The sequence below is a fragment of the Streptomyces sp. NPDC051183 genome (assembly GCF_040682455.1).
Classification (GTDB): domain Bacteria; phylum Actinomycetota; class Actinomycetes; order Streptomycetales; family Streptomycetaceae; genus Streptomyces.
Genome location: NZ_JBFBBA010000096.1, coordinates 941 through 7,329 on the forward strand (window position 1 = coordinate 941; position 6,389 = coordinate 7,329).

Genomic DNA, 6,389 nt, shown 5'->3' on the forward strand with positions numbered 1-6,389 from the left:
AGACCGCGGACAGGTCAGCCTCGCCGCCAAGTACTGACCGCGGACAGGTCAGCCTTGCCGCCGAGTACTGACCGCGGACAGGTCAGCCTTGCCGCCGAGTACTGACCGCGGACAGGTCAGCCTTGCCGCCAAGTACTGACCGCGCGCCTCAGTCGAACCACCTGTCCCTCGCCAGCTCCGCCGTCCTCGACGGGTCCTCCAGCAGGGCCGCGACCTCGAAGCGGCGGGGCCATTGGCCGGCCGCCCAGGCCAGGCCGGCGGCGACGCCTTCCAGGGTGGCGGCGTGGATCACACCGTCCGGGGTTCGGCGCCAGTCGAGTTCGGTGTCGGCCGCGCGGAGTTCCTCGTGCTCGATGTACGTCGCCGGGGTCGCCGGGCCGAGCAGGGCGTGGACCGCGGGCGGGACCTCGTGTTCCTCGCCGACCGTCGTCACCTCGGCGTCGACCGCCTCGCTCAGGCGCCGGACCTGGAACAGTTCGGCCAGGTCGGCCGCACGGGACGGGGCGACCGGGAGCAGGGGCAGGCCGGCGGCCAGCGGCAGCAGGTCCGGGGCGTCGGCGACCAGGGCCTCCGCCGCGTCCACGACCACCAGCGCGCCGTCCACCACCGCGCGCAGCTCGTCGGGCAGGGTGACCTGCTTCGGGTCCAGGTCGGCCAGGGCCGTGTACAGGGCGTGCAGCTGGGTGCCCGAGACCTCCCGGGTGGGGTCGGCCAGGCGGCCGAGCAGCTCGGCGGCGCCGCCCGGCTCGTCCAGGAGGGCGGGGACCGACGTGCGTACGCCCAGGGCCCGCAGGACCTGCTCGTCCTCGAAGCCCGTCGCGTCGGCGGAGTCGTACAGGCCGATCAGCAGCGGGTCCGTGCCCGCGGCCCGCAGGCCGGCCGGGCGGCGGCCGTCCAGTACGGGGTGGTCCCGCAGCCACCACGCCGTGTACGACCGTACGGTCTCCGTCGTCCCGTCCGGCAGCAGCACCCGCACCGGCTGGGTCAGCGCGTCCCGCAGCGGCGGCCGGGCGAGCAGCGCGGGCGGACGCGGCGCCGGCCAGGGGGTCGCCGGAGATACGTGCGTAGGTGTTGGACCGGTCTGCGGTGATCCTGCTGGCGTCGTAGCGGCCGACCTTGGACAGGGTTTCCGTGGCCAGGTCGTAACAGGCAGCGAGCCGGGCGTAGTCGGCGGGCTCACCTTGGTCGGCGCAGGCCTCGGCGGTGGCCAGGAGGTCGGGGAGCGCCTCAATCAGTTCGGCATGGAGTCCGCGGTTGAACTGCGCACGTGCCTGGCGGTACTGGGCCATCAGGCGATTCGAGGTCGGGGCCGATGTGGGTGCGGGTAGCAGTGCGAGGGCCTCGTCAAAGCGCTCGAGGGCGAGCGCAGGTACGGCCAGGCCGACGGCGAGGAGGGACCGGCGTTTCATCGGATCCTCCCCGGAAGTGTCCGTGCGCTGAGCGTTAGCAACTGTAGTGGCCCGGGGTGGGGTTACGCCGAGAAGTGTGGCAAGTACCCCCGGAGGGATGACGAGGGCATCGGCGAACCGCTTGAGCATGTCCAAATCGGTCGCAGGCCGGTCGGCGGTCTCTAGGCGGCTGACGGCCGAGGCGGAGTAGCCGGTCGCCTTGCCGAGGTCGATCTGCCGCCAGCCCTGCTGCTGGCGGGCCCAGCGGATCAGGCCCCCGACGTCGCCGTCGCCAATGAACTTCTGGGCGCGCGGAGAGTTCCAGTCCGGTACCTGAGCACGCATGGCCGCCCCCTCCGGGAACACCGGACATCAGCCTGCTCACGGTAGCCGGACGGTGACACCCGGTCGAGGCCGTGTGCGCAGCACGCAAACGGCTTGCGCACGGCGGGAGTTTTCTCGGCATCCGACCGGGCTGGCGGTGTCCTGGTGAGGCACCACCCGCCGGGCACCGCTCGGCGGCAACCATCTGTACTTCCGTATGGAGGGAGTCGTCATGGACGGCCAGAACGCACACCTCACCACCCCCATGTCCTCGCAGCCCGAGGAGGAGCTCGTCGAGCTCGGCGGCCTCGTGGCCCTGACCCAGGGTCAGGGAGGCGGCCAGAGCGAGGACAAGCGCCGCGCCTACAACTGCGCCTGACCTACTGCCTCGTGCGGTGCGGTATCCCGGATCCCGGGGTGCCGCACCGCACGACCGGTCATGCCGGACCAGGAAGGGGTTCATCGTGATCTTCGGAGGGTTCACGCGCGGCTGCGGCGGGCTCCGGCCGGCCGGAGCCACATGTCTCGGCCCGGACGGACTGCTCTGGCAGACCGGAACGCCCAGCGCCCGGTTGTTCAGGACACCGGACGGGGTTCAGGTCGCGGTACCGGGGTGGTGCGGCGCCGCCGAAGCCGAGCTGCGCAGCTTGGCCCGTCGGCCGCTACCCGAGGACGTCTCCTGGCGCTGGTCCGGCGTGTACGCGGTAGTCGAGCAGCACGAACAGCACACGGTGGTCCACGCCGATCCAGCTGGAGCGCTGCCGCTGTACGCCACCAGGTACGAAGGTGGATGGGTGTGGCTCCTTTCGAGGGACGGCCCCACCTGTGTGAACTGCGACTTGAGGCGTGCCCGAGTGATCGACTCGACCACCACAGCGGGTCGCGCGGTGACCCGCACCTCCATCCTGTCGATCTTGGCCCGGCGCGCGGGCGTGACCTGCTGGTTTCGAAAGGATTTCCACGACCGGCAGTCGAACCGAACCGGCAAATGACCAGCTCAGCCCGTCCCTCGAAAGGAGCCACACCCTTCTCCGATGACGTTCCGTCACCACCGAATGTGGGACAGAGCCGAACGATTTACAGTCCCAGCCGGTCGCCCCTGATGACCTCCTCGGTGTCGTGGCGCGGGTGGTTCAGCCGGCCGATGGTAGTGAGGTGGCGGCCTTGCACTGGAGGCAGGGCACGGTGCGGGGTTGCTGGAGCGCCTCGAGGGCCTGGTCGAGATCGATGGGGGCGCCGGGCTGGCAGCCGATGATGTGGACGAGGCGTGCGCCGGGGTGGCCGGGCCGGTGGGGCAGGTTCTGTATCGTCCATGCCTGACGGGCCGCTCCGCGGCCGGCAGGGGCTGGGGGGCGGGTCGGTACGGCGCTGTAGTCGCCGCCTTCGATGGGGCGGACATGGCCGGCGTCCAGCCATACGGTGTGTTCCACGGGCTCTTGACGGCCGCCGCTCCCGGCTTGCCAGAGGGTGATGGCGACGCGGTACTGCCAGCCGTCGGGTCCGCGCCGCCGTTCGTGGAGTGAGGCCCGGAGTTCCTGGCCGTCGGGCAGGATCACGATCACCCGGGCGTTGCCTGCGGGCATCGGTTCCTCCTCACCCCTGGCCTGCATTCTATTCGGGGCCGGCCGTTAGCCTGTCGGTATGCCGGAGCTTGCCATCGAGGGTCGCACGGGTGGTCTGATCCTTCTGGGCGCCGCGGACGCTTTGTGGACCGGGTTGACGGCCGGTAGCGCTGTGCCGACAGTGTCTGGGGCTTTCACCGGGTTTCCCGCCGATGCCCGGGTGGGGTACGTCCTGCTCGGCGGTCGTGTGGTGGCGACGGTGGAGACCGGCGGCCGGTGGAGTGTTTCGGAGATCGAGGTGCGTCAGGCGGCGGCGGACCTGATCGCGGTGGAGATGGACCGCCAGGACCTGGTCCGCATCGGCCCGTTCCGCCACGTGCCGCGCCAGGAACAGAACCAGGGAACACCGCTGCGATGGCGCCGGCGCATCACCCGGGAATTGCAGGGGCTGGGCGATCCCGATCGGGCGGGACGGCGCGAAGGGAGCCGACCGCAGCATCTGGCGGGGATCGACTGGCGGCGGATACTCGTGGAGCAGACCCGCGACCACGCAGTGCGGACGTGGTGGCTGCCGCGTGCCGTGGTCAGGCTGCTGGACGGAGCCGAGCACACCGAAACACAGTGGCTGCAAGCGGCCCAGGCCCGCCAGGAAGGCGCAGCCGTCACCGAGCCGCCCTCCCGGACCCGGCAGGCCCGAGCCGGCGACAACCGGCAGACGACGAGCCCCGACCGCCCGCCCGCCCCACCGCGTCCGTACACCGGCGAGTTGGAAGGTCACCTGTACTCGGTGCTCAGCAGGAAGCCCGGCATCTCCGCCAAGGTGGCCGCGTGGACGTGTGCCGTCTGCGGCACCGCACCCGCCGCTGTACTCGACCACTGCCACGAGCACGGCTACGTCCGAGCCCCGGTCTGCCAGTCCTGCAACACCCTGGAACGCCCTGACCACCTGTACAGCAACGACATCCGCGTGGCCGACCGCTACACACGCCTCTTCGACACCGACACCGACCACTGGCTGCGCCACTGGCACCGCTGCCCCGGCTGCCGCGCCCGCACCACCCTGCCCCTGCCACACCTCGCCGCATGGACCGCCCACACCGCCTGCCGACCACTGCGCCCGACCCACCACACCCGCGGCTCCCGCGGGCGCAAGCCCTGCGGAGTGCTGCGCGTGTCCTGGACGGGCAGCCAGAACGCCCCCCGTTCCTGCCTGCTCACCGTCACCGTCGACTTCTGCCCCGCCGGCGAGCACCGTGTCCTGGCGCGAGTCCCCTACCGTGAAGCCGTCGGGCGGTTTGGTACCTGGCTGGCCGAGACCGCCCCCGACGTGGCCGCCGCAGCCGGACCTGACCGCCTCGACGGCCTCCCCACCCAGTCCCGGCCAGTCATCGCCGACACCAGCGGCGAGGGCCTGGCGCTCTTCTGAGCGTGAAGCTCCGCTCCTACGGGGCCGCGCACCGCGAGGTGATGCCGTCGGTGGAGCACCGCTCGCACAAGGGGTTGAACAACCGGACGGAGAACTCACACCAGCCCACCCGCCAGCGTGAACGCGCGATGAAAGGCTTCCGCACCGTCGGCGGCGCGCAACGGTTCCTGTCCGCGTTCACCGGCATCTCACCCCACTTCCGACCCCACCGACACCTGATGACCGCCGGCCGCCACCGCCTCGAGATGAGCATCCGCTTCACCATCTGGAACCAGATCACCGGTGTCGCCGGCCTGCCCACCGCCGGCTGAACCAGGCCGGCCCGAAGCCCCCGCACACCCTCAGCCACTCACGCCCCCGACAACGTGACAACGCCTCACGGCGGCGTCGCCGTGTCCGGCAGGAAGACGCCGATGCCTGCGCCTCGGTTAGGGGTGGAGGTAGCCGAAGTTGGCGGGTCCGTGGGTGGCTGACGCCGAGGAGGAGTAGCGGCCGTTGCTCCGGCTCCAGTCGTAGCTGCCCCGGATCAGGCAGCGCATGGACTCGACATAACGGAAGACGTCAGCGTTTTCCGTGTCCGTCAGGGCCAGTGCGGTGCAGAAGTCCCGGAGTTGTCCACTGAGGGCGAGGAAGCGGTGGACAGCGTGGTCGTTGAGGTCGCGCACGACCTCCAGGGCCTGCTCGCGGGTGTAGGGGTGCTCTGCCATCAGGCAGCTCACCATGTTCGGATCGCTGCGGGCCTCATCGGATTCGAGGGAGTAGATCTCGTTGATCAGGATGACCGAGTCATCCGTGCACTGGCGCAGGGACTCGATGTGGGTGCTGCGCCAGACGAGGGGCGGGATCTCGAAGTGGCCGACCCTCTCAGCGAGGTCGAAGCAGGGACGTGCCCCTACCGAGCGCCGGCGGTTGTGCATGCGCTGCTCGGAGTTCGGGCGCGTGCCGGACCGCCGGTCGGCCTCCTCGGTCAGGTTGCCCTCCAGGTACTCCACCCAGCCGGCGGCGGCTCTGCGCGGCCACTGCTGGGACATGCCGCGAGTTTCCCGGCGCCAGCAGTCGGCGAACGCCAGCACGATCGGTGCGGCACCGCCGGGCGCGGGGTCCTTGTCCGGTGGCTGGTGCAGCAGGTCGATGAGTTGCTCGCACGCGGTGATCGCCGCGGTGGGAACGGTGCCGCGCGGCACATCGAACTGGTCGTCGAAGAGGAAGAACCAGCCCATGATGTCGAAGGCGAGGTCAAGGTCCTCGCCGACGGCATCGGGGTAGAAATACGCCGACAGTTCGGCGACCTGGGAGAACGCATAGCGCCGCGCCATCTCGTCGCCGGTGACCAGCTTCTGTCTGCGCACCCAGGCCAGATGGCGGTCGCGGGCGCCGGCCCGGTCGGGGTTGACGGGGAGAGCCGGGATCGGCAGGGCGATGGAGAGTTCCTGCGACATAGGTGGAGCTCCAGACGATTCCTCAGACGGGGGCCCAGCGGGCCAAGGCACCCACGACGGTTCACCCCTCGGTCCTGTCGCGGGCCGTGCCTGAACACCTGCTGCGGCACGAAACTGCGCTCGTAGCCCTAGGGTCTGTTGCGAAAGTGGATCTTGGTCGGTGATGATCATGGTGTGGCGCGTGGCGATCTGACAGATGCACAGTGGGCAAGGCTGGAGCCGTTGTTGCCGGTGGGCGACAAGCCGGGGC

General features: G+C 70.5%; 5 protein-coding genes and 3 pseudogenes. 4 read left to right on the forward strand and 4 right to left on the reverse strand.

Features of this window, described 5'->3' with window-relative positions:
- Positions 1 to 148: 148 nt before the first annotated feature.
- Positions 149 to 1,021: pseudogene (locus AB0M99_RS37250) on the reverse strand (molecular chaperone Hsp90); the annotation flags it as partial.
- A gap of 481 nt (positions 1,022 to 1,502) precedes the next feature.
- Positions 1,503 to 1,733, reverse strand: a pseudogene (locus AB0M99_RS37255) (helix-turn-helix transcriptional regulator); the annotation flags it as partial.
- A gap of 211 nt (positions 1,734 to 1,944) precedes the next feature.
- On the opposite strand from AB0M99_RS37255, the gene AB0M99_RS37260 reads away from it, so the two are divergent.
- The gene (locus AB0M99_RS37260; protein WP_365928633.1) at positions 1,945 to 2,091 is read left to right on the forward strand and encodes an albusnodin family lasso peptide; all 147 of its coding nucleotides are present in this window, start codon (positions 1,945 to 1,947) and stop codon (positions 2,089 to 2,091) included.
- Positions 2,092 to 2,176: 85 nt separating this feature from the next.
- Positions 2,177 to 2,704, forward strand: a complete 528-nt coding sequence (locus AB0M99_RS37265) for a hypothetical protein (RefSeq protein WP_365928635.1) — start codon at positions 2,177 to 2,179, stop codon at positions 2,702 to 2,704.
- A 141-nt stretch (positions 2,705 to 2,845) separates the two neighbouring features.
- Here AB0M99_RS37265 and AB0M99_RS37270 read toward each other — a convergent pair whose 3' ends face one another.
- Positions 2,846 to 3,295: a DUF6233 domain-containing protein gene (locus tag AB0M99_RS37270; RefSeq protein WP_365928637.1), complete on the reverse strand. Its 450-nt coding sequence runs from the start codon at positions 3,293 to 3,295 to the stop codon at positions 2,846 to 2,848.
- Positions 3,296 to 3,353: 58 nt separating this feature from the next.
- Between AB0M99_RS37270 and AB0M99_RS37275 the strand changes: the two genes are divergently transcribed.
- Together AB0M99_RS37275 and AB0M99_RS37280 are read left to right on the forward strand one after the other, a co-directional pair.
- Complete coding sequence (locus tag AB0M99_RS37275) at positions 3,354 to 4,700, forward strand: endonuclease domain-containing protein (RefSeq protein WP_365928639.1); 1,347 nt, start codon at positions 3,354 to 3,356, stop codon at positions 4,698 to 4,700.
- Positions 4,694 to 5,011 (forward strand): annotated as a pseudogene (locus AB0M99_RS37280) (DDE-type integrase/transposase/recombinase); the annotation flags it as partial. The gene AB0M99_RS37275 and the pseudogene AB0M99_RS37280, both read left to right, overlap by 7 nt.
- A gap of 117 nt (positions 5,012 to 5,128) precedes the next feature.
- Here AB0M99_RS37280 and AB0M99_RS37285 read toward each other — a convergent pair.
- Positions 5,129 to 6,139: a pentalenene synthase gene (locus AB0M99_RS37285; RefSeq protein ID WP_365928641.1), complete on the reverse strand. Its 1,011-nt coding sequence runs from the start codon at positions 6,137 to 6,139 to the stop codon at positions 5,129 to 5,131.
- Positions 6,140 to 6,389 lie beyond the last annotated feature (250 nt).